General features: G+C 53.3%; 23 protein-coding genes and 1 tRNA gene. 12 read left to right on the top strand and 12 right to left on the bottom strand.

Annotated features, from left to right (window positions below):
- Positions 1-32: 32 nt before the first annotated feature.
- The 6 genes from UC14_RS25040 to UC14_RS25015 all read left to right on the top strand — a co-directional run bounded on the left by UC14_RS25040 (position 33) and on the right by UC14_RS25015 (position 4,239).
- Entirely contained in the window at positions 33-608 is a 576-nt protein-coding gene (locus tag UC14_RS25040) for a hydrolase (protein ID WP_112198650.1), read from the top strand.
- Between the two features lie 82 nt (positions 609-690).
- Positions 691-1,509 (top strand): DUF72 domain-containing protein, encoded by an 819-nt coding sequence (locus tag UC14_RS25035; protein ID WP_013575031.1) that lies wholly within the window; start codon positions 691-693, stop codon positions 1,507-1,509.
- Between the two features lie 111 nt (positions 1,510-1,620).
- Positions 1,621-2,016 carry an MAPEG family protein gene (locus UC14_RS25030; RefSeq protein ID WP_013575030.1) on the top strand — a complete coding sequence of 132 codons (396 nt, stop codon included), beginning with the start codon at positions 1,621-1,623 and terminating at the stop codon, positions 2,014-2,016.
- Positions 2,017-2,152: 136 nt separating this feature from the next.
- A complete protein-coding gene (cmoA, locus tag UC14_RS25025; protein ID WP_013575029.1) occupies positions 2,153-2,896 on the top strand; it encodes a carboxy-S-adenosyl-L-methionine synthase CmoA in 744 nt (247 codons plus the stop codon).
- Positions 2,893-3,864 (top strand): tRNA 5-methoxyuridine(34)/uridine 5-oxyacetic acid(34) synthase CmoB, encoded by a 972-nt coding sequence (gene cmoB, locus UC14_RS25020; protein WP_013575028.1) that lies wholly within the window; start codon positions 2,893-2,895, stop codon positions 3,862-3,864. Before cmoA ends, cmoB begins: the two co-directional genes overlap by 4 nt.
- Positions 3,865-4,035: 171 nt before the next feature.
- On the top strand, positions 4,036-4,239 hold the full coding sequence (locus tag UC14_RS25015; RefSeq protein ID WP_013575027.1) for a hypothetical protein: 204 nt from the start codon (positions 4,036-4,038) through the stop codon (positions 4,237-4,239).
- Between the two features lie 309 nt (positions 4,240-4,548).
- On the opposite strand, the gene UC14_RS25010 is transcribed toward UC14_RS25015, so the two are convergent.
- Both UC14_RS25010 and cutC read right to left on the bottom strand, forming a co-directional pair.
- A complete protein-coding gene (locus UC14_RS25010) occupies positions 4,549-5,052 on the bottom strand; it encodes a lysozyme inhibitor LprI family protein (protein ID WP_013575025.1) in 504 nt (167 codons plus the stop codon).
- A 168-nt stretch (positions 5,053-5,220) separates the two neighbouring features.
- A complete protein-coding gene (gene cutC, locus UC14_RS25005) occupies positions 5,221-5,979 on the bottom strand; it encodes a copper homeostasis protein CutC (RefSeq protein ID WP_112198649.1) in 759 nt (252 codons plus the stop codon).
- Between the two features lie 113 nt (positions 5,980-6,092).
- Here cutC and UC14_RS25000 point away from each other — a divergent pair, with 113 nt between their 5' ends.
- Positions 6,093-7,241 carry a MalY/PatB family protein gene (locus UC14_RS25000; protein WP_013575023.1) on the top strand — a complete coding sequence of 383 codons (1,149 nt, stop codon included), beginning with the start codon at positions 6,093-6,095 and terminating at the stop codon, positions 7,239-7,241.
- Here UC14_RS25000 and UC14_RS24995 read toward each other — a convergent pair.
- Positions 7,238-7,807 carry a VOC family protein gene (locus UC14_RS24995; protein ID WP_112198655.1) on the bottom strand — a complete coding sequence of 190 codons (570 nt, stop codon included), beginning with the start codon at positions 7,805-7,807 and terminating at the stop codon, positions 7,238-7,240. The genes UC14_RS25000 and UC14_RS24995 overlap by 4 nt on opposite strands.
- A 217-nt stretch (positions 7,808-8,024) precedes the next feature.
- Here UC14_RS24995 and argS point away from each other — a divergent pair, with 217 nt between their 5' ends.
- The gene (argS, locus tag UC14_RS24990; protein ID WP_112198648.1) at positions 8,025-9,758 is read left to right on the top strand and encodes an arginine--tRNA ligase; all 1,734 of its coding nucleotides are present in this window, start codon (positions 8,025-8,027) and stop codon (positions 9,756-9,758) included.
- Positions 9,759-9,820: 62 nt separating this feature from the next.
- Here argS and murJ read toward each other — a convergent pair whose 3' ends face one another.
- The 4 genes from murJ to rimJ all read right to left on the bottom strand — a co-directional run bounded on the left by murJ (position 9,821) and on the right by rimJ (position 13,730).
- The gene (murJ, locus tag UC14_RS24985) at positions 9,821-11,356 is read right to left on the bottom strand and encodes a murein biosynthesis integral membrane protein MurJ (RefSeq protein WP_013575020.1); all 1,536 of its coding nucleotides are present in this window, start codon (positions 11,354-11,356) and stop codon (positions 9,821-9,823) included.
- Between the two features lie 192 nt (positions 11,357-11,548).
- Positions 11,549-12,460, bottom strand: coding sequence for a Gfo/Idh/MocA family protein (locus UC14_RS24980; RefSeq protein WP_112198647.1), 912 nt, complete (start codon positions 12,458-12,460; stop codon positions 11,549-11,551).
- Positions 12,461-12,472: 12 nt separating this feature from the next.
- Positions 12,473-13,132: a DUF480 domain-containing protein gene (locus tag UC14_RS24975; protein WP_112198646.1), complete on the bottom strand. Its 660-nt coding sequence runs from the start codon at positions 13,130-13,132 to the stop codon at positions 12,473-12,475.
- Positions 13,133-13,142: 10 nt separating this feature from the next.
- The gene (rimJ, locus tag UC14_RS24970; RefSeq protein WP_013575017.1) at positions 13,143-13,730 is read right to left on the bottom strand and encodes a ribosomal protein S5-alanine N-acetyltransferase; all 588 of its coding nucleotides are present in this window, start codon (positions 13,728-13,730) and stop codon (positions 13,143-13,145) included.
- Between the two features lie 212 nt (positions 13,731-13,942).
- Here rimJ and mdtH point away from each other — a divergent pair, with 212 nt between their 5' ends.
- The 3 genes from mdtH to UC14_RS24955 all read left to right on the top strand — a co-directional run bounded on the left by mdtH (position 13,943) and on the right by UC14_RS24955 (position 16,687).
- Complete coding sequence (gene mdtH / locus UC14_RS24965; RefSeq protein WP_013575016.1) at positions 13,943-15,148, top strand: multidrug efflux MFS transporter MdtH; 1,206 nt, start codon at positions 13,943-13,945, stop codon at positions 15,146-15,148.
- Positions 15,149-15,325: 177 nt separating this feature from the next.
- Positions 15,326-15,973, top strand: coding sequence for a glutaredoxin 2 (gene grxB, locus UC14_RS24960; protein ID WP_013575015.1), 648 nt, complete (start codon positions 15,326-15,328; stop codon positions 15,971-15,973).
- Positions 15,974-16,123: 150 nt separating this feature from the next.
- Positions 16,124-16,687 (top strand): lipoprotein, encoded by a 564-nt coding sequence (locus UC14_RS24955; protein WP_013575014.1) that lies wholly within the window; start codon positions 16,124-16,126, stop codon positions 16,685-16,687.
- A gap of 73 nt (positions 16,688-16,760) precedes the next feature.
- On the opposite strand, the gene UC14_RS24950 is transcribed toward UC14_RS24955, so the two are convergent.
- The 4 genes from UC14_RS24950 to UC14_RS24935 all read right to left on the bottom strand — a co-directional run bounded on the left by UC14_RS24950 (position 16,761) and on the right by UC14_RS24935 (position 20,763).
- Positions 16,761-17,345 (bottom strand): molecular chaperone, encoded by a 585-nt coding sequence (locus UC14_RS24950; protein ID WP_013575013.1) that lies wholly within the window; start codon positions 17,343-17,345, stop codon positions 16,761-16,763.
- 60 nt (positions 17,346-17,405) lie between these two features.
- A complete protein-coding gene (locus tag UC14_RS24945; RefSeq protein WP_013575012.1) occupies positions 17,406-18,146 on the bottom strand; it encodes a phosphatase in 741 nt (246 codons plus the stop codon).
- A gap of 68 nt (positions 18,147-18,214) precedes the next feature.
- Positions 18,215-19,156: a glyoxylate/hydroxypyruvate reductase GhrA gene (gene ghrA / locus UC14_RS24940; protein ID WP_013575011.1), complete on the bottom strand. Its 942-nt coding sequence runs from the start codon at positions 19,154-19,156 to the stop codon at positions 18,215-18,217.
- A 125-nt stretch (positions 19,157-19,281) separates the two neighbouring features.
- Positions 19,282-20,763 (bottom strand): peptide MFS transporter, encoded by a 1,482-nt coding sequence (locus UC14_RS24935; protein WP_013575010.1) that lies wholly within the window; start codon positions 20,761-20,763, stop codon positions 19,282-19,284.
- Between the two features lie 395 nt (positions 20,764-21,158).
- Between UC14_RS24935 and UC14_RS24930 the strand changes: the two genes are divergently transcribed.
- Positions 21,159-21,248 (top strand) — tRNA-Ser (locus UC14_RS24930).
- A 28-nt stretch (positions 21,249-21,276) separates the two neighbouring features.
- Here UC14_RS24930 and UC14_RS27230 read toward each other — a convergent pair.
- Positions 21,277-21,465, bottom strand: a 189-nt coding sequence (locus UC14_RS27230; RefSeq protein WP_232829738.1) for a hypothetical protein, incomplete at its 5' end; no start/stop codon positions are given.

Raw genomic sequence — 21,465 nt, 5'->3', positions numbered from 1 at the left:
TCATTACCCATTTTGAAAACCGGGAGCTAAACATGAAACTTGATCCAAAAAACACCGCGCTGGTACTGATTGACTTACAGAAAGGAATTTTACCGTTCGCAGGCGGCCCGCACACCGCACAGCAGGTGCTGGATAATGCCACTGAACTGGCAACCCGTTTCCGTAAACTGGGTGCGCCGGTCGTCATGGTGCGCGTGGGCTGGTCTGACTCTTTTGACGAAGCGCTGAAACAACCGGTTGATGTCCCTGCGGCTGCGCCGGAAGGCGGTTTACCGGCAAGCTGGTGGGAATTCCCGGAACAACTGGGCGTAACCGACAGCGATCTGCTGGTGATCAAACGTCAGTGGGGCGCGTTTTACGGCACCGATCTGGATTTACAACTGCGCCGCCGCGGCATTAAAAGCATCGTGCTTGCCGGTATTTCCACCAACATCGGCGTGGAATCTACGGCCCGTAATGCCTGGGAACATGGCTATGAACTGGTGATCGCAGAAGATGCGTGCAGCGCACACAACAATGACCATCATCAGTCCAGCATGCAGTTTATTTTCCCGCGTATCAGCCGTGTCCGTTCCACTGCCGAAGTGCTTGCCGCGTTGCCAGAGTAACGTTACCCTGATTTTATGCCTGCCCGCCGCCCGCTGAGGCGGCGTTTTATTTGGGATCTGGCCCGGAAAAGGGAGCATCGATATGTATATTGGTTTACCGCAATGGCATCACAGCGCCTGGGCAAAGATGGGTTTGCGTGATCTGGCCGATTACGCGCGGTACTTCAATTGCGTCGAAGGCAATACTACGTTTTACGCCCTGCCCAAACAGGAAGTGGTGATGCGCTGGCGTGATATGACGCCTGAGTCTTTCCGTTTTTGTTTTAAATTTCCTTCCATCATCAGCCATAAAGCCGCACTGGCGAATTGTCAGGAAGACGTCGATATGTTTTACCGCACGCTCGAACCGCTCGGTGAACGCATCGGCCAGCTCTGGCTGCAACTTCCTGCCGCATTTGCGCCCGTACATCTTGATCGCCTGTGGCAATTTCTTGATGCCCTGCCCGCCGGTTTCGATTACGGCGTTGAAGTGCGCCATGCGGATTTCTTCAATAAAGGTGAGGAAGAACGGGCGCTGAATCAGGGATTACATCTGCGCGGCATTAATCGTGCGATCCTTGACAGTCGCCCGGTTCACAGCTCAACCTCCACCACCGAAGCGGTGCTCGAAGCCAAACGCAAAAAACCGATACTGCCGCTGCACGCGCTGGCGACATCCTCCCGCCCGATTGTCCGCTTTATCGGCGGCGACAGTCTTGAGGCAAACCGTCCACTTTTCGGCCAGTGGATTGCAAAACTCAACGACTGGCAATCACAGGGATTGTCACCGTATCTGTTTATTCATACGCCCGATTGTTCCGACGCGCCCCAGCAGGCACGCTACCTGTGGCAGGATCTGCGTCAGCACATTCCTTCGGTCCAGCCCGCGCCGGACTGGCCGGAGCAGGATGCGTTGTTCTAAGAATATTCAGGTTTTTCTGACGACAGTTTTATGCCTTCCCGTTATCATAGCTACGCAGCGGAAAATCAGTGCTGTTCCGCCGGGATACAGGGAATAACCAAGGAAGTCATCATGATTAGCGCGTTATATGTCGTGCTTGCCGCCATACTTTTGATCAAACTCTCTTTCGATGTTGTCCGTCTGCGGATGCAATACCGTATCGCCACCGGCGACGGCGGATCCTACGAATTACAAACCGCCATACGTGTACACGGCAACGCTGTAGAATATCTGCCGATTGGCTGTTTATTATTGTTGTATATGGAAATGAACGGCGCGGCGATATGGACTGTACACGCCTGCGGCCTATTACTGATCCTCGGCCGGTTATTCCATTATTACGGGCTGAAAAACCGCGAATTTGCCTGGCGCCGTAATGGCATGGCTGCCACCTATATTTCTCTGGTGCTGATGGTCGTGATCAATATTATCTATCTGCCGTGGTCGCAATTCCTCAACTTTGACTGAGCACTGAACATTTGCCAGACAGATTTGATGCCCTTTTGAAACAACTCCCAGGCGCGCAGGTATCTGCCTGCGCCAGTATCTGCTAAAATCTGCCCTCAACTTTTTACCCACATTCTTTTTGGCCTGACTCACCGCTATGGCAAACCACGATACGCTGTTTTCTGCACCTATAGATAAGCTTGGCGACTGGACGTTCGATGAACGCGTCGCGGAAGTTTTTCCCGACATGATCCAACGCTCTGTTCCGGGCTATTCCAACATTATTTCGATGATTGGCATGCTCGCCGAGCGCTTCGTTCAGCCCGACTCCAATGTCTATGATCTGGGTTGTTCGCTGGGTGCTGCCACGCTGTCGATGCGTCGTAACATTAAGGTGCCGGGCTGCGAAATTATTGCTGTCGATAACTCTCCCGCCATGGTGGAACGCTGCCGTCGTCACATTGATGCTTTCCGCGCGGATACACCGGTCAGCGTGATCGAATCCGATATTCTCGATATCGAGCTGAAAAATGCCTCGATGGTAGTGCTCAACTTTACCCTGCAGTTCCTCGAACCGGCTGACCGCCAGCGTTTGCTGAATCAGGTGTATCAGGGCATGCGTCCGGGCGCGGCGCTGGTGCTGTCAGAAAAATTCAGCTTCGAAGACAAAGACGTCGGCGAACTGTTGTTCAATATGCATCACGACTTCAAACGTGCGAACGGCTACAGCGAGCTGGAAATCAGCCAGAAACGCAGCATGCTCGAAAACGTTATGCTGACCGATTCCGTCGAAACGCATAAAGCCCGCCTGCATCAGGCCGGTTTCCAGCACACGGAAGTCTGGTTCCAGTGTTTTAATTTCGGCTCACTGATTGCGCTGAAAGCCGGAGAAGCACAATGATTGATTTCGGTGATTTTTATCGCGTTATCGCCAAAGGGCCGTTAAGTCCGTGGCTCAATACTTTGCCTTCGCAACTGACCGCGTGGCAGAAAGAATCTCTGCACGGCAAATTCAAACTGTGGTTTAACTCGGTGGATCGTTTGCCGCTGTTGCAGCCGGAACGTCTGGATTTGTTGCACAGCGTCAGCGCCAATATGGAAGTCCCTTTGCCTGCCGGTCAGCGCGAAGGGATTGAAAACCTGCTGCGTAATATGATGCCATGGCGCAAAGGACCATTCTCGCTGTACGACGTTGAAATCAATACTGAATGGCGCTCTGACTGGAAATGGGATCGCGTTTTGCCGCACATTTCCTCCCTTGCTGGCCGCACGATTTTAGATGTCGGCTGCGGCAGCGGTTATCACATGTGGCGCATGATTGGTGCAGGCGCACATCTGGCGGTGGGTATCGATCCGATGCAGTTGTTCCTGTGTCAGTTCGAGGCCGTGCGTAAATTACTGGGGGGCGATCAGCGCGCACATTTGCTGCCGCTGGGCATCGAACAATTACCCGAGCTGAACGCTTTCGACACCGTTTTTTCTATGGGCGTGCTGTATCACCGCCGTTCGCCATTAGATCATCTTCTGCAACTGAAAAATCAGCTGGTCAGCGAAGGGGAACTGGTGCTCGAAACGTTGGTTGTCGAAGGTAACAGCGAGCAGGTCCTGGTGCCGGGTGACCGTTACGCGCAGATGGGGAATATTTATTTCATCCCTTCTGCTGAAGCCCTGAAAAACTGGCTGATCAAATGCGGCTTTGTGGATGTGCGTATTGCGGATGTCAGCGTCACGACACTTGAAGAACAGCGCCGTACCGACTGGATGACCAGCGAATCACTGGCTGAATTCCTCGACCCGAATGATCCGACCAAAACTATCGAAGGTTATCCGGCTCCTCGCCGCGCCTTGCTCATCGCCCGCAAACCATAACGACCTTCCTCCTCCGCCAGACATCTTCCTGTCTGGCGGAAGTCATTGCTCACACTTTATCCTCACTTTCAGTCACGTCACTCTGTACATCACGCTGTAAAAAGGTCTAACCTTTCAGAAGGCTATCGGTTTGTTATGACGGAGATCGTCGTTCGCATTACGGGAGGAAGTATGAAGTTCCCTAAAGGCAGCATCGTTAAACACAGATCTGGCGATATCAAAGGTACCGTGATGAATACTTTTGAATCAGAGCACGACATCGTGTCGTATTACGTTTCCTGGGAAGATGGCAGCAGCAGTCTGCACAAGGAAAACGAATTGCACTGGGCAAATATTGACGTCGCTATCAGAATAAAAAATTTTTACGAGAAGTAATTGTTTCCGCGTCAGCCACAGCCCTTTGTAAAGCTCCACGTTTTGACGCTATATCATTGGATTGATTCATAGCATTTCGTGTATAAATTCGGCCAACCAATTTATCCGTACGCAAGTATTTCGTGGAGAAATTAATGCGCAGAAGAATTCGATTCCTCATGGATCGGGCTGTTATTGTTCTAGGCCTTTTCGTGATGTGCCTGGTGGTGAAAGCAGGAATGTTCGGTGTGGCGCTGCTGACCTGGGGCTGAGTGTTGCCCGTCATAAAAAGCGCCGCCCGGGGCGCTTTTTCAGGCCAAGAAAACCGGATTAATGGTCATCTTTAAATTTTGGTTCGGGTAATACCGCTGGCGTTGAATCCTGATATTGCAGCCAGTTGCTCCAGATATCTTTAACACGCAACTCGATGAGTTCCATTTTCCGCGACAGCGACATCACGCCTCTGATCGTCCCGCCCTGATAGTCAGTGTACGTCGCAAAAGTGGCTTTCTCTTCAAACGCATCCCACGCCTGAGTTTCCTCATCAAACGCTTTCAGCACAGCTGCTGCGTCAGGATCCGGGTTCGGACCTGTAGCCGTTTGCTCAATACGTTTTCTGGCCGCCACAAGGTACGTCTGTTTCACCCAATTCAGCTTGTCGATTTTTTCCGCATAACAATCGTTCATATCCAGCGTCGTTTGCTGAGGGTTGCCTGCACAGTCAATGGCAAATGTCTCAGCACCATTATCCAGAACACTGCTGGGTTGTTTATCAGCGGCAAATAATGAGTGCGTAAATCCCAACAGCGCGAGAGTAATCACTAACTTTTTCATGTCCCTGTCCGGCGGTAACAATTTGATGAGCAGACAGATTATCCGAATCAATTACGCAACGACAGCAGAATCAGGAGCACAAAAAAAGCCCCGCCAACATGACGGGGCCTGGTACTTGCGCAGGGCGACGCAATAAGGGTCGTGTGACCCGGTTAAATCTTTGAGTTATTACGCCGTGCGGGATATTTCATCGTCAAACTGCAATGTGCTTTTCATTGCGGCAACAATATCGCCATCCACGCAATAACGACTGAATTCATCAAAGTCAGTATCAGAACTCATAGTGACACCGGCTTTCCGGTAGCGCATGGCGGATTTCACCTGACGCCCTGCTGAACTGTGTAACTCCGTCAGCCCGATATCCACAAACTTCTGCAAATTCGTCAGACGCACACCCGCGCCAGCCATAATAATTGGACCACGCGTCAGCTGATTGAGTTCCCGAAGCATCGGTAAACCGACTTCAGCATTTTGTTGTTGCCCGGAGGTCAGAATGCGCGCCACCCCTAACTGAGTCAACTGCTCCAGTGCAATCTTCGGGTTAAGGCACATGTCGAATGCGCGATGGAATGTTACGTCCATATCGCCGCACAGCGCCATCACCTCCCACATTCTCGCCATATCAATATGCCCTTCCGCATCCAGCATGCCGACCACCAGACCCGGATAGCCGAGATCGCGAATACAAGCGATGTCGCTTTTCAACACCTCAAATTCACTCTGGCTGTAGCAAAAGTCACCCCCCCTTGGACGGACAATCGGATGTACAGGGATGGTCACTTTTTCCCTTGCCAGTTTGAGGGTACCGTAACTCGGCGTAATGCCCCCGTCAGCCTGACTGGCGCACAATTCAACACGATCGGCCCCGGCTTGTTCTGCTGTCAATGCACAGTCCACGCTGTAACAACACACTTCTAATTTAGTCATGTGATCTCTCCTGATTACGGCATTATGCTACAACACTTGTCTGCAGCCGGCCATGTCGCGTAGGCTTTGAGATGAGCATCCCCACCCAATCTGTTTGCTTAGGAAAGCTAACTATGACACTCAATTTTGATTTATGGGTAGACCGCAGTCACAGTGATAGCGTTAAGTGGAATAAATACAATAATCAGGATGTGATACCGCTTTGGGTTGCCGATACCGACTTCACTTCTCCGCCTCAGGTTATCAAAGAGTTGCAGCAACGGGTCGCAGAAGGCGTATTTGGGTATGGTTTCACACCGCCGGAACTCATTGATTTAGTGGTAAAACGTCTGGCGGATCGTTACGAATGGGCTATTAAGCCCGAATGGATCGTCTGGTTACCAGGCCTGGTGTGCGGATTAAACGTCGCCGTCCGCGCCACTGTTGCACCACAAAACTCCAGTCTGATGCCCATGCCCATTTATCCGCCGTTTATGCAGGCGGCTCAGGCTGAAGGGCGTCAGTTTAAATCCATTAATGTAACTGAGCAGCAACAGCGCTGGGTGGCCGATTTTTCCACGGCCGACAATCTACTGGATGGCAGCGAAAAGCTGCTGATGCTCTGCAACCCGTATAACCCCGGTGGCACGGTGTATCGTCGCGAGGAATTACTCGAACAGCAGGCCTTCGCGCAACGTCACGATCTTGTGGTGTGTTCGGATGAAATCCACTGTGACCTGATCCTCGAACCGGGCCTGAAACACATCCCGTTCGCCTCACTCAATGCCGATGCCGAACAGCGTTCGATCACGCTGATGTCGCCGTCCAAAACCTTCAACCTTGCCGGTCTGGGCGCGTCGATGGCGATTATTCCTGACCCGGAACTACGCCGGAAATTCCTTGAGGCCAGTCACGGCATTGTGCCGCACGTCAATATTTTGGCGTATGTCGCCGCGACCGCCGCTTATCGCGATGGCGAGGAATGGCTTAACGCACAGCTCGAATACCTGCGAGGTAACCGCGAACGGGTGACAGCCAGAATCAACGCTATGCCAGGATTGCGCATGCTGGCGCCGGAAGGCACATACCTTGGCTGGATTGATGCCAGCGCACTGCCGGTGCAGGACCCTTACCATTTCTTTGTGGACGCCGGGGTCGGTTTCTCAGGTGGCGCTGATTTTGGCGCACCGGCTTATGTGCGTATCAATCTGGGTTGCCAGCGCGCGTTACTGGAAAAAGCGCTGGATCGCATGGAAGCGGCGTTACTGACGCTGCAACGTTAACCGTCTTCCCTTTCGCTGGCGACAATCGCCCGCAGGCTGTGCGGGTGAAATTTGATGGTCACAGAGCCGTCAGTGATCGCCAGCGTCGGGTTAGGCAAACGCTCGTTCTCCCCTTTGGGCGCACTTTGTTTCAGCTTAATACCGGGCGTCATTAGCGCTTCATCAGCAATCAGCGCCAGCGCCCGTGTATATAATTCGTCTTCAGCACCGGGCAGGACAATCTCAATATGTTCCCAGCCTTCGTGCGGGTAACGTTTATCGCCGGGATATGGTAACTCGACCAGATCAATACTCAGCGGCCCGACCTGCAAAGGTTCGTTGAGCGAAAACAGACAAATTGGCCGGCCGTTAATCAGGGTCTCATTCAACAGGCTGCCGCACTTTTCCAGGCCGGTTTTCCAGCGATCCGCCGTCGTGTTCTGATGACAACGCACTGAAATATGATCTGCGTGAAACCCATCCAGATTAATGTGCAATTTTGCAGCGAACGCCGTCAGTACGTCGACAAAGCGCGGTAAATCATCAGCTAAATCCTGTAACTCCGGCACGTGATTCATGGCGGTCATCCTATCTTGTTTTCGTTTGCAGATCTTCAGGGTCGGGTAATTTACACAGCCTTTCATCCGGTTGCCAGAGACATGCCGCACAATCGCGTTTTCCTTAGCCCGGACGTGCGGTGATACTGACGCCGCAAGGCTAATATGATATAAACACGCATCATTTTAGGTTCGTCCACCATGGGATGAACAGCAAACAACCACATTCCTAAATAAAGGTACTTCGGTGAATATTCAGTCACTTCTTTCAGAAAAAGTCAGCCAGGCGCTGATCGCTGCAGGCGCCTCAGCCGACAGCGAAGCGCAAGTCCGTCAGTCCGCTAAAGCTCAGTTTGGCGACTATCAGGCTAATGGTGTTATGTCCGTGGCAAAAAAACTCGGTATGCCACCGCGACAACTGGCAGAGAAAGTCGTTGAACTGTTAGACCTGAGCGGCATCGCGAATAAAGTCGAAATCGCCGGGCCGGGTTTCATCAATATCTTCCTGGATCCTGCTTTTGTTGCTGCGCATGTAGACAGCGCTCTGAACGATGAAAAACTGGGTATCACACCGGTTGAACCCCAAACTATCGTCATCGATTATTCTGCGCCAAACGTGGCGAAAGAAATGCACGTTGGCCACATCCGCTCCACCATTATCGGCGACGCGGCTGTGCGCACCAATGAATTCCTCGGCCATAAAGTGATCCGCGCTAACCACGTTGGCGACTGGGGTACACAGTTCGGCATGCTGATTGCCTATCTGGAAAAAGTACAGAACGAAAACGCCGGTGACATGAATCTGGCTGATCTGGAAGAATTCTACCGCGCGGCGAAGAAAAACTACGACGAAGACGAAGCCTTCGCCGAGCGGGCGCGTGGCTACGTGGTGAAACTGCAAGGCGGCGATGAATACTGCCTGCAGATGTGGCGCAAGCTGGTTGACGTGACCATGAAGCAAAACCAGCTAACCTACAATCGTCTGAACGTCACCCTGACCGAAGACGATGTGATGGGTGAAAGCCTGTACAACAGCATGCTGCCGGGCATCGTTTCCGACCTGCAGGCCAAAGGTCTGGCCGTCGACAGCGAAGGCGCAGTTGTTGTCTATCTTGATGAATACAAAAATAAAGAAGGCGATCCGATGGGCGTCATCATCCGTAAAAAAGATGGCGGCTACCTGTACACCACCACCGATATCGCCTGCGCGAAATACCGCTACGAAACACTCGGGGCCGACCGCGTGCTGTATTATATCGACTCCCGTCAGCACCAGCACCTGATGCAGGCATGGACCATAGCGCGTAAAGCCGGTTACGTGCCGGATTCTGTGGCGCTGGAACACCATATGTTCGGCATGATGCTGGGCAAAGACGGTAAGCCGTTCAAAACCCGCTCAGGTGGCACAGTGAAACTGTCTGATCTGCTGGATGAAGCGATTGATCGCGCACGTAAGCTGATCACCGAAAAGAATCCGGAAATGAAAGACGCCGGGGAGCTGGAAAAACTGGTTAACGCGGTGGGTATCGGCGCAATCAAGTATGCTGATCTGTCAAAAAGCCGTACTACCGATTACATCTTCGACTGGGACAACATGCTGGCGTTTGAAGGTAACACCGCGCCGTATATGCAATACGCCTATACCCGCGTAGCCTCTATCTTTAAACGTGCAGATATCGACGTGAACAGTCTGACTCAACCGGTTGTACTGAGCGAGGAACGTGAAGCTGCGCTGGCGACCCGTCTGTTGCAGTTCGAAGAAGTACTGACCGTTGTCGCCCGCGAAGGCACGCCACACACCATGTGTGCGTATCTGTACGACGTGGCTGGCCTGTTCTCCAGCTTCTACGAGCATTGCCCGATCCTTAATGCAGAAGATGAAACCAGCCGTAACAGCCGCCTGAAACTGGCACTGCTGACACAACGCACGCTGAAAACCGGTCTGGATACGCTGGGTATCGAAACCGTAGAACGCATGTAACGCACGGTTGTGGATATTAAAAAAGGGCGCTCATGCGCCCTTTTGTGTTTCTGTAATCTGCGTCAGTCCAGCTTACGGGCAAATTCTTTCACCCTGAAGCCCAGCAGGCCAAGCACGGCAAAGTAAGCGACTACGCCGACAGCAACCACTGCCGCCAGACGCGCCAGACGATACGCCATTCCCCCCACATCCCATGCAGGCATCAGCCACATCATGCCGAGCAATGCTGCTGACATGGCAACCACCGCGACAATCAGCTTAATCAGGAACACTCTCCAGCCCGGCAAAGGCTGGAAGATATCCTGCTTACGCAGTTGCCAGTAAAGCAGCGAAGCATTCAGACAGGCGGCCAGACCAATCGACAGGGAAAGCCCCGCGTGTTTGAGTGGGCCGATAAAGGCCAGGTTCATCACCTGCGTCATCAGCAAGGTAATGATGGCGATTTTCACCGGCGTTTTGATGTTCTGACGTGAATAAAAGCCCGGAGCCAGCACTTTCACCACGATCAGCCCCATCAGCCCGACGGAATAGGCCACCAGTGCACGTTGCGTCATCGAAGCATCAAACGCGCTGAACTTGCCGTACTGGAATAATGCCACCGTAAGCGGTTTGGCCAGAATCCCCAGGGCGACGGAACTTGGCAACGCCAGCAGGAAACACAGACGCAAGCCCCAGTCCATCAGGCGATTGTATTCACCGTGATTTCCGCTGGAAAAGCTTCGCGCCAGCGAAGGCAGCAAAATCGTGCCCAGCGCCACGCCCAGCACACCGGAAGGAAACTCCATCAGGCGGTCAGCGTAATACATCCATGAAACTGAGCCGGAGACCAGAAACGAGGCAAAAATCGTGTTGATGATCAGTGAAATCTGGCTGACGGAAACACCCAAAATCGCCGGTCCCATCTGGCGCATTACGCGCCATACACCGGCATCTTTCAGGTTCAGGCGCGGCAGCACCAGCATGCCGATTTTCTTCAGGTGTGGCAGCTGATAACCGAGTTGCAGCAAGCCACCGGCCACCACGGCCCAGGCCAGCGCCAGCACCGGCGGGTGAAAATACGGCGCGGCAAATAACGCAAAACCGATCATGCTGACGTTCAGGAAGGTCGGCGCAAACGCCGGTATCGAGAAGCGGTTCCAGGTGTTGAGTATCGCTCCGACCAGCGAGGCCAGAGAAATAAGCAGGATATACGGGAAGGTGATCCGCAGCAGAGAACTGGTGAGCGCAAATTTGTCCGGTGAATCCACAAAACCCGGCGCAGTGATATAAATCACCCACGGCGCCGCGAGCATGCCCAGCACGGTGACAATCGCCAGAACCAGCGTCAGCAACCCGGAGACATACGCAATAAAGGTGCGCGTAGCTTCTTCGCCCTGCTGAGTTTTGTACTCGGCAAGAATTGGCACGAACGCCTGTGAAAATGCGCCTTCGGCAAAAATACGGCGCAACAAATTGGGCAGTTTGAACGCCACAAAAAAGGCGTCGGTGACCATTCCGGCGCCAAATACACGTGCCACAATGGCATCGCGGGCAAAACCTAATACACGTGAAAACATCGTCATGGAACTGACGGCTGCCAGAGATTTAAGTAGATTCATGTCACTTTTCTTGTTTACCGGTTTACATGTATATCAAATAGTTAAACCATCACGCCTGCATCAGCAGCGTGAGAGATGAAGCCGCATGGCTCAAAGATGCGCTTAGTCTACGCATCCGCAATACAATAGCCACCGGCAGTTGTTTTATGTTGTTATAGAGTGTTAACCACGCCATCCCGCGCGGCTTTTTTGTTAAGAATTCAGAATCTTCTCGATCATTGCCTGCGCATAAATCGCCTGCTCGCCGCTGGTTTCCGGCGCCGTCTGATTACTCACGCAGGCCACAAAGTGTTCAATGGCACCGACAAATCCGCGCTGTGTCAGGGTACTTTGCCAGCCCGGTACCGGCAGTTGTGTGAGAATATCCTGCTGTTCCTCGCGCCAGATTTGCATATTGTCCAGCTGATACACCGCGCCTTCAGTCACCGCCTGCACGCTCTCGCGGAAAGTCCCTGCCCGGCGGTGCATCGATGTCGTCACCAGCGTTTCGCCACAGAGGAAATGATGTTCGCCGTACAACATCTGATTCGCTTCGTTAATCTGAATCAGACCGCTTTCCAGACTGGCATTACCGCCTGCCAGCCACAGCGCGGTATCGACCACGTGCAGATAATCGTCCAGCAAGGTGAATCGCAGATCGTTTGGCCCCACGCTATCGGTCCGGTGTTTGTCCATGCGCAAAGATGCGGCGCTCTGCATGTTATCTTTGAGCTGACGATACAACGGTGCAAAGCGACGGTTGAAGCCGACCATCAGCGTTTTGCCTGCCTTGCGCGCCTGTTCAACCAACTGCTCAGCCTGCTCAAGTTCAGCGGCCAGCGGTTTATCGACATACACATGCACGCCCTGCGCCAGCAGTTGTCCAACCACATCGAAATGGCTGGCGGTGCTGCTGTGCACAAAAACCGCGTCGCACTGGCCCGCCAGTTCATCCATGCGGGAAAAACACGCCATACGATAACTGTCGCAAATGGCCTGCGCCTTTTGCTGATTGGGGGAAAAACCACCGACCAGCGTCCAGTTTTCAGCGTGACTCAGTACCGGCAGATAGGCTTTTTGCGCAATCCCACCCAGCCCGATAACACCAATACGTAATTTACTCACAACCCGCTCCTGTTAATCAGCCAGATGTTGCAACAAATTTTCCAGACGCTGTTTCAGCTCCGCCACTTCAGCTTCCAGTGTTTCCACGCGCGCGGTCAGAGTCAGATCAGCGCTTTGTGCCCCGGCGCTGAACAGCGGTTCTTCATGGGTACTGGCCACATTGCTGACTTCGCCGCTGAAAAGATGCATATAGCGGCTTTCACGTTTCCCGGGTTCTCGGGCCAGACGCACGCAGAACGGGCCGTCTTCGCGGTTTGTCAGTTCAGTCAGCGTTTGTTCAACTTCGGCAACGTCCGAGAAATCATGCAGACGGTTAGTGCGGGTACGCAACTCGCCCGGCGTTTGTGCGCCGCGCAACAACAGCGTGGTCACTACAGCCACTTCCTGCGGGGAAAATTTGAGATTGCCGAATTCAGAATTACAGAAACGGTGCTCATACTTCATGGTACGTGAGCCGCTCAGGGTGCGGATAATGTGTTTGCGCAGCAGCAAATCCAGCGTTTGCTGAACGTCACTTTCGCTCAGTTCCATCACCGGCTCGCGGTTCGTCTTCTGATTGCAGGCCGTGGTCAGGCCGTTAAGGGTCATCGGATACTGTTCTGGCGTGGTGAGTTGTTTTTCCAGTAAACAGCCCACAACACGGGCCTCCCGGGCGCTGAGTTCGTGTTTCATGTTGCTCTCCTTATCGGGACGGGGGTGTCCATTCTTGCCAGGTTAATGCCGTCAGCACGTGATCCTGCCATTTGCCGTCAATCAGCAGGTAATCTTTGGCGTAACCTTCGCGTTCAAAGCCGAGACGTTCGAGAAGCTGGCCGCTGCGTTTATTGTGCGGCATGTAATTGGCCATGATGCGGTGCATTTTTTGCTGGCGTTGCATATAGCGGATAAGCGTCTGCAACGCTTCCTGCATCAGACCTTTACCCTGCCATTCCTGGCCGAGCGAATACCCGAGGAAACAGGCATGGAAAGAACCGCGCAGCACATTGCTGAAATTCGCCACGCCCATCACGCGATTTTCATCGGGGTCGAGCAGGATGAAGTAATACGCACTGCCTTGTTTTTGCATCTCGGTAATCAGCCCCAGACGCGCCTGCCATCCTGAGGGATAACAATGGCTTTCATCCCTGACCGGCTCCCACGGTTTCAGAAACGCGCGGTTCTCAGCGTAGTATTCAGCCAGCCGGTGCGCATCACGGTCATGAACCAGGCGCAGGACCATCCGATCAGTGGTAAGCCGCACCTTTGGCACGGCAGATTTGTAGCCAAACATCCCTTCCCTCCACATCCCGCATGGGTCGATAAATAGAATTTATAGGAAACGACAGATCACCGCTAATTCTGCCAGTCAGAGCGCGGCTTGACGATAAAAAAATATTATCAATAGCGCCCTATCTAAATGCCTGTTTCCGGTTCAGACTGGAACGGTCTTTTCTCCTTTCTGTATCTGCCGGACAGGATACATATAATCGCTCATGGTGAAGCATGTCTCTGGTATCACAAGCTCGGAGCTTGGGTAAGTATTTTCTGTTATTAGACAACGCGCTGGTTATTTTAGGCTTTTTCGTGGTTTTTCCGTTGATCTCGATCCGATTTGTCGATCAGCTTGGCTGGGCGGCAATGGCCGTCGGCCTGGCACTCGGCGTTCGTCAGCTTACGCAACAGGGACTGGGCATTTTTGGCGGGGCGATTGCTGACCGGTTTGGGGCGAAACCCATGATTATCACCGGCATGTTATTGCGCGCGGCGGGCTTTGCCACGATGGCGATGGCCGATCAACCGTGGATCCTGGTCTGTTCGTGTATTCTCTCCGGTCTTGGCGGCACGTTGTTTGATCCGCCGCGTACCGCGCTGGTCATAAAACTGACCCGTCCGCACGAGCGCAGCCGCTTCTTCTCCCTGATGATGATGCAGGACAGCGCGGGTGCCGTCATTGGCGCACTGATCGGTAGCTGGCTGCTGCAATATGATTTCCATTACGTGTGCTGGACCGGAGCCGCAATCTTTTGTCTGGCCGCGGCCTGCAACGCCTGGCTGTTACCGGCTTACCGCATTTCCACCCTGCGCACCCCTATGCGCGAAGGCATGATGCGCGTGCTGCGCGACCGTCGTTTTCTGGCCTACGTGCTGACGCTGACTGGCTATTACATGCTGACCGTGCAGGTGATGCTGATGTTGCCGATTGCGGTCAATGATGTCGCGGGCAGCCCGTCGGCGGTGAAATGGATGTACGCCATTGAAGCCGTACTGTCGCTGACGCTGTTGTATCCGATTGCCCGCTGGAGCGAAAAACGTTTCCGTCTTGAACAGCGCCTGATGTTCGGTCTGCTGATCATGACATTGAGCCTGCTGCCGGTCGGGCTGGTTACCTCAATCAATCCGTTATTATTGCTGATTGGCTTTTTCTACATTGGTTCGATCATCGCCGAACCGGCGCGTGAAACCCTGGGTGCATCTCTGGCCGACGCCCGCGCACGCGGCAGCTACATGGGCTTCAGCCGTCTGGGACTGGCTCTGGGCGGCGTCATCGGTTATACCGGTGGCGGCTGGATGTACGACACCGGCCGTGCGCTCGAACTGCCTGAATTGCCGTGGTTATTACTCGGCGTCGTTGGCTTCATCACCCTCACCGGTTTGTACTGGCAGTTCAACCTGCGCCGCATCGAACCGGCCATGCTCAGCGGCAGTTGATCTTCCGTAATTTCTTATGCAGTACCCTGATGGAAACCGCGTTCCAGAGAATGCGGTTTGATCTCACATCCATCTATACCCATACTGAATCATAGCGTTAGACAAAATCCGAACCTACATCCGGCAGTTTTCATGCACCCTACAGGTCACCGCCGGCGATAACAGGAGCTACGTACTATGAGACTTTACGTTTACGAACATTGCCCTTTCTGCGTGAAAGCCCGCATGATTTTCGGTTTGAAGAACATCCCGGTTGAGATCAAGGTGCTGCTCAACGACGATGAAAAAACACCCATTTCAATGGTGGGTAAAAAGATGGTGCCTGTCCTGCAAAAAGAGGATGGCGGCTTCATGCCGGAAAGTATGGATATCGTGCATTACATCGACAAAAGTGACGGTAAACCGCTGCTGACCGGCCCGCTGAACGCGTCTGTTGCCGCGTGGTTGCGTCAGGTTTCTGAATATACCGGACGTCTGTTGTTGCCGCGTTTTGCCACCGCACCACTGGAAGAATTCTCCACGCCGGAAGCCCGTAAATACTTCGCCGATAAAAAGCAGGCTGCCAGCGGCAGTTTTCAGGAGCATCTGCAACATTCCGAAGGTCTGGTGAAGAAAATCAGTCAGGATTTGCGCGCACTCGACAAACTGATCGTCGAGCCGAATGCGGTGAACGGCGAGCTTTCCGAAGATGACATTAATCTCTGGCCGTTGCTGCGTTCGCTGTCGATTGTGCAAGGCATCGACTGGCCTTCACGGGTTCAGGCCTACCGCGATAATATGGCGAAACAGACTCAGGTAAATCTTCTCTCCCGTCTCGCAAGCTAAGCCCGTTATACTTTTTGCCGGAAGTCCGCTTCCGGCAATTTTCCCTTTTATTCCCTCCCTTCAGCACTTAGGCTAATCAGCGTTGTCTGATTGGAGCCATGATGCTTTACGGTCATGCTGACGAAATAGTTTTTACGTAATGAGGGAAGAATGACAAAGCGATTTCTGGGTGCCGCAGTACTGATGTGTGCAAGCTTACTGGCAGGCTGTAATCAACTGACGCAGTACACCATCAGTGAGCAGCAGGTGAATGATTACCTGCAAAAGAACAACAACTTTGAAAAACAGTTGGGCGTTCCGGGACTGGTGGATGCCAAACTGGTGCTGACCAATCTCAGCAGCCAGATTGGCCGGGCTGAACCCGGTATCGTGACGCTGACCGGCGACGCCCATGTCGATGTATCCTCACTGTTCGGCCCGCAGAAAGCCGATATGCGCCTGACCCTGAAAGCGCATCCAACTTATGATCGCGAGAAAGGCGCCATTTTCCTGCGGGATATGCAGGTGGTGGATTACACCATCAAGCCTGAGAAAATGGACAACGTGATGAAAGGCCTGATGCCTTATCTGAACAATTCGCTGAACACCTATTTCAACCAGCGTCCGGCTTATGTGCTCAATGGCGATCACAGCAAAGGTGAAGCGATGGCGAAGAAACTGGCGAAAGGAATTGAAGTGAAACCGGGTCAGTTGGTGATACCTTTTACTGATTAGTCTGAGTAAACCGATAATAAGAAAGCCCGGCGTGATGACTCACCGCCGGGCTTTTTACATGCTGTGTTCAGGATTACTGGTCGTCTTCTTCCGCGTCATCCAGATCCGGCGGCAGTTGCTCTTCGAGTTCGTCGCGCATCGCCTGCAAGGCTTCGCGGCTGATTTCAGACAGCGTGCGGTAGAAACCGCTGGTTGCATGGGCTTCCACTTTACCGAGGAATTTACCGCACCACGGGAACAGGTAGTCATCAAACAGCGTAATTTGCGCGCTGACTTCATCTTCCTGCGACTGATCTTCCAGCCAGGAGGCGGCCAGTAACATGGCACCGAAATGATCAGCAGGCGTTTCGCCCAGCGGCATACCGCGCTGTTGCAGGAATGTGCGCACATCCATTTCATTTGCGCCGTCAACGTAATCACTGCGGAACGGCGATACCGCACATTCTGAACCGACAAACAGACGGTTAAATTCAGCGGCCAGCGCTTGCGGATTGGCACTTTCCTGCAAGCGGATCAGCAATGCATCTTGCTCCAGCGGCCAGTGTTCACGCAGCTTTCCGTCCTGAATCAGACCAAACAACGGAACCAGCAACGGATCCTGCGGCTGACGGTAAAACAACGTGCCCAGCACGCGGCAGACAATCGAAAATTCATTCATAACAGTAACCTGCTCAGACAATGAAAAGGGTTAATCCCCCGCAATTTGGTCGCGACAATGTCACAGTTCGCTTAATTCAGCAATGGGCGCGCGACCCCGGGCCTCGAGAAAATCGAGGAAACGACGCGGGCTGACATTAAGAATACGGTCTTGCGGAAAATCAATTTCACGCAGGATACGTTCGCAATGTTCAAAGCCCCCGAGTGAATAAGCGATGTGCGAATCTGACCCCAGCGCCAGCCAGCCACCGGCTTCTTTTACTGCCAGCGCAATCGCACGGCAATTTGGCTCGCTGCCCGCACGTGAATGAATAAACGATGAGTTATTCAGCTCCAGCGCGACGTTATATTTCGCGGCAGCCGCCGCCACAGCAGGAATATCAATCGGGTATTTCGGGTTGCCCGGGTGCGAAATAATATGCACTTCACCCCCCGCCATCGCTGCAATCATCGCAGCGGTATGGGTTTCTTTATCGACGGGCTGCATCACCGGCTCATGGAAACCGGCAATAATCACGTCGATTTCTTTGAGCATCGGGCCGGTACAGTCGATATCACCATGAATGTTTTTAATATTCGACTCGATGCCACGCAGGATACCGATGCCATTCACCAGACGCGGCCAGACCCGCATATTCATAAAATGCCAGTAGTGCGGCGCATCAGCCATATCAGGACCATGATCAGTGATGGCAAACAGCTTAATGCCCTTTTCGGCGGCTTCATCAATGTAATCATGTAACGTGCTGTAGGCGTGGGTGCTGGCAACGGTATGCATATGTAAATCAACCGGGTAAGGCATGTACTCTCCTTGAAAGTATTCCGCTGCGGCAACATAACCGCAGCATTTATAATGTTAGCAGATGAATATCAGTAACCCCGGCCGGGATCGACACGTCCCGTCGGCTCGCGCCCTGCCTCTATCGCCAGAATGTTACTCACGATGCTGTCCATCGCCTGCTCCGGCAACGTATCCGCACCGACGTGTGGCGTGATGCTGACCCGCGGATGCGACCAGAACGGGTGCATGCCCGGCAACGGTTCTTCAACGAAAACGTCGAGCGTGGCAGCGGCAATCTGCCCGCTGTCGAGCGCACGCAGCAAATCGCCTTCCACCAGATGTCCGCCACGACCAAGGTTAATCAGGTACGCATTATGCGAAAGATTTGTGAACAGTTTATGATTGAGAACACCGGCGGTATGCGGCGTGTTGGGTAACAGATTGATCAGCACTTTGCAGCCGCTGGCAAACGCTGCCAACCGATCGTCACCATAGAAACTCTCTACGCCTTCCTGCGACTTGGCGCTGCGGCTCCAGCTACGCACGGTGAATTGCATATCCACCAGTGCTTTCGCCACGCTGCTGCCGAGCACACCGGCACCAAGAATACCGATAATGAATTCACTGCGTGAATGCGGAACAAGCGGGCGCCATTGTTTTTGTTGCTGGAAGAGCTGATATTCATCCATCCGGCGGAAATAACGTAATACCGTCGCCAGCGCATATTCCTGCATCTGCAACGCCATGCCGGTATCTTCCAGGCGCAGCAACGGTACGCCGGCGGGCAATGTGCCCGGCTGACGCTGTTCCTGTGTCAGGATGGCATCCACTCCCGCCCCCAGCGCGAAAATACCTTTCAGCATCGTGCGCGGCGCGAGCATGGCATGCGGTGGCCGCCAGACCAGCGCGTAATCTGCCGGGTCCTGATCATTCGCCTTCCACGCACGCACGTTGGCCTGCGGTAATCTTTTTGTTATTCCGTCAATCCAGGGTTTTGCATCAGATGTAGGGTGGTAAAAAATAATGTTCATCGGGGAAGCCTCCTGTGAACAGATAGATTTCCCTGAATATCATCGGGATGCAACCCTGTGGCGTAAAAAAGAACAAGCCCCGGAATTCGGGGCTTGTGAAGTGAGTGACGGAGACTGCGAATAAATCAGGCGGCAACCGGCTCACGGTGGATCATCCGGCGCAGCAGCGGGATAAGCACCAGCAGCACCACACCCGTGATAACGGAACCCCAGCCCAGCGCATTAAACACCTGACTGTAGCCCGGATTGGTCAGCGCTGGCGTACTGCCCGCGTTCTGCGGCATCAGCCCGGAAATGTAACTGGCCAGCACCGACGCCACGCCGGTGACCATCATCCAGCAGCCCATCATCACACCCTGATAACGCGGCGGTGCCAGCTTACCGATCATCGCGTAACCGATCGGTGAAATCAGCAGTTCGCCGATGCTTTGCAGCAGATAGCTGAGGGCAATCCATTTAAACGCCACCAGGCCGTCGCCGCCCGCCAGATGAATACCCAACGGCAGCACCAGCATGCCCAGCCCCATACAGAACAGGGATGCGGAGAACTGCGCCGGAATATCGATGTTCCAGCCGCGCTGACGCAGGCGGTTGAACCACAGTGCCATCAGCGGCCCCCCGATCACGATAACCACGGTATTAATGTTCTGGATCCACTGCGGTGCCACGCGGATACCATATACATTCAGGTTGATGTTGTTTTCAGAGAACAGCATCAGCCCCATGGGTGCCAGCTGATACAGTGTCCAGAAAACTAACGAACCCAGCGCCAGCAGCAGATACGCCTTCATGCGGCGGCGTTCATCCGCATCGCGATGGCGAAAAGTGACCAGCGCCATTAATGCGAAAATCACAATGCCCAGCGCGACCACAAAATAACTGCTGAATTCTGCGTGGGTCAGCAACATGCGGATAACCGGCACCAGTACAATCAGGATGGCAATACCGACCGCCATCCGGCGCAGTAACTGGCTGCGGCTGGCCTCTTTCAGCGGCGTGCTGATATCGGCCAGAATCGACCAGCGGGAAAGTGTCACCACAATCGCCGCGACATTCCCTAACGTGGCGAACAGGAACAGCGCGCGGTAGTTTTCACTGAGCTGGAAATAACCGGCGACCGCAAAGCCTATAAAGAAGCCCAGATTCATCCCGGCATAATTCCACAGGAAGGCCGATTCACGGCGGTCATCGTCCGGTGCAAAACGCTGGGTCAGCATCATATTCAGACAGGTCACATTCAGTCCGCTGCCGGTCAGGAACATGGCTAATCCCCAGTACAACCCGGTCACACCTTCCAGCGCAATCAGCGCACAGCCAAAGACCTGCAACACCATGCCGAGCACGAACAGATTACGGTTGCTGAGATAACGCCCGCCAAGGTAGCCGCCGAACATATGCAGCCCGTAGTTGAATGCGCCGAACACGCCCATGATGGCGTTGGCGTTATCTTCACTGAAACCGAGTTTTTTGGTGGCGTACAGGACCAGCGTGGAATACAGCACCGCAAAGCCGAGCGTTGCGAATGTCTGAACGAAGAATAATGTGCCCGCTCCGGCAGGAATTGCCGTCCGGTGTTGCGACGCGGTCGCGTTATTTGACTGACTCAAGAATAACCCCTGCCCTTATGTGATAAATAACCCTGCTTCAAAGGATGACTTGTACAGTTCTTATGCGAAGCATTTTTTCAGAGTGCATTGTTATACCGCTACCCTGAATGATTACCACAACATATCTTGCTATTTAGCCGTAACAAAAAGTGTTTGCGGGATAATTGTGCTTTCATGCAAAAATTCTACTTATTTATGCATTCTGATAAGCAATTTTAATCACGCCCTGCAACCAGATACCGGCTGTTCATCCTTAACGCATTTTTTGCTCTTTAAATCATCAGATTGCTCTAAGTTTGTCTAAACGGCATGGAACCTGCAAAAGAGTGTTGACGGTGAGGCGACTTTTCCCTACATTAGCGCCGGTCAGCAGCACTGCGGTGCAGCCGACGACTGGAGAGGTGTCTGAGTGGCTGAAGGAGCACGCCTGGAAAGTGTGTATATGAGCAATCGTATCGAGGGTTCGAACCCCTCTCTCTCCACCACATTAAACAAAAAAGGTTCTGATGAAAATCAGAGCCTTTTTTGTTTTTGGGCGCTTTCAAAATCCGCCAGCCACGGCATTCTCCCGGCGAACAGACTCTGAGCGCCTGACACAAAACGCTGAAAATTTTCTTGACCCTTCGCGGCGGTCTCCCTATAGTAGCGCCCCGTTGCAACGTGCGCGCTGTAACGAACACGGTGAGGTGTCTGAGTGGCTGA

It is taken from the genome of Rahnella sp. NRRL B-41462, assembly GCF_003263525.1.
Lineage (GTDB): Bacteria > Pseudomonadota > Gammaproteobacteria > Enterobacterales > Enterobacteriaceae > Rahnella > Rahnella aceris.
Note: the sequence above shows the minus strand (reverse complement) of the source record. Positions and strands in the feature narration are given on the sequence as shown.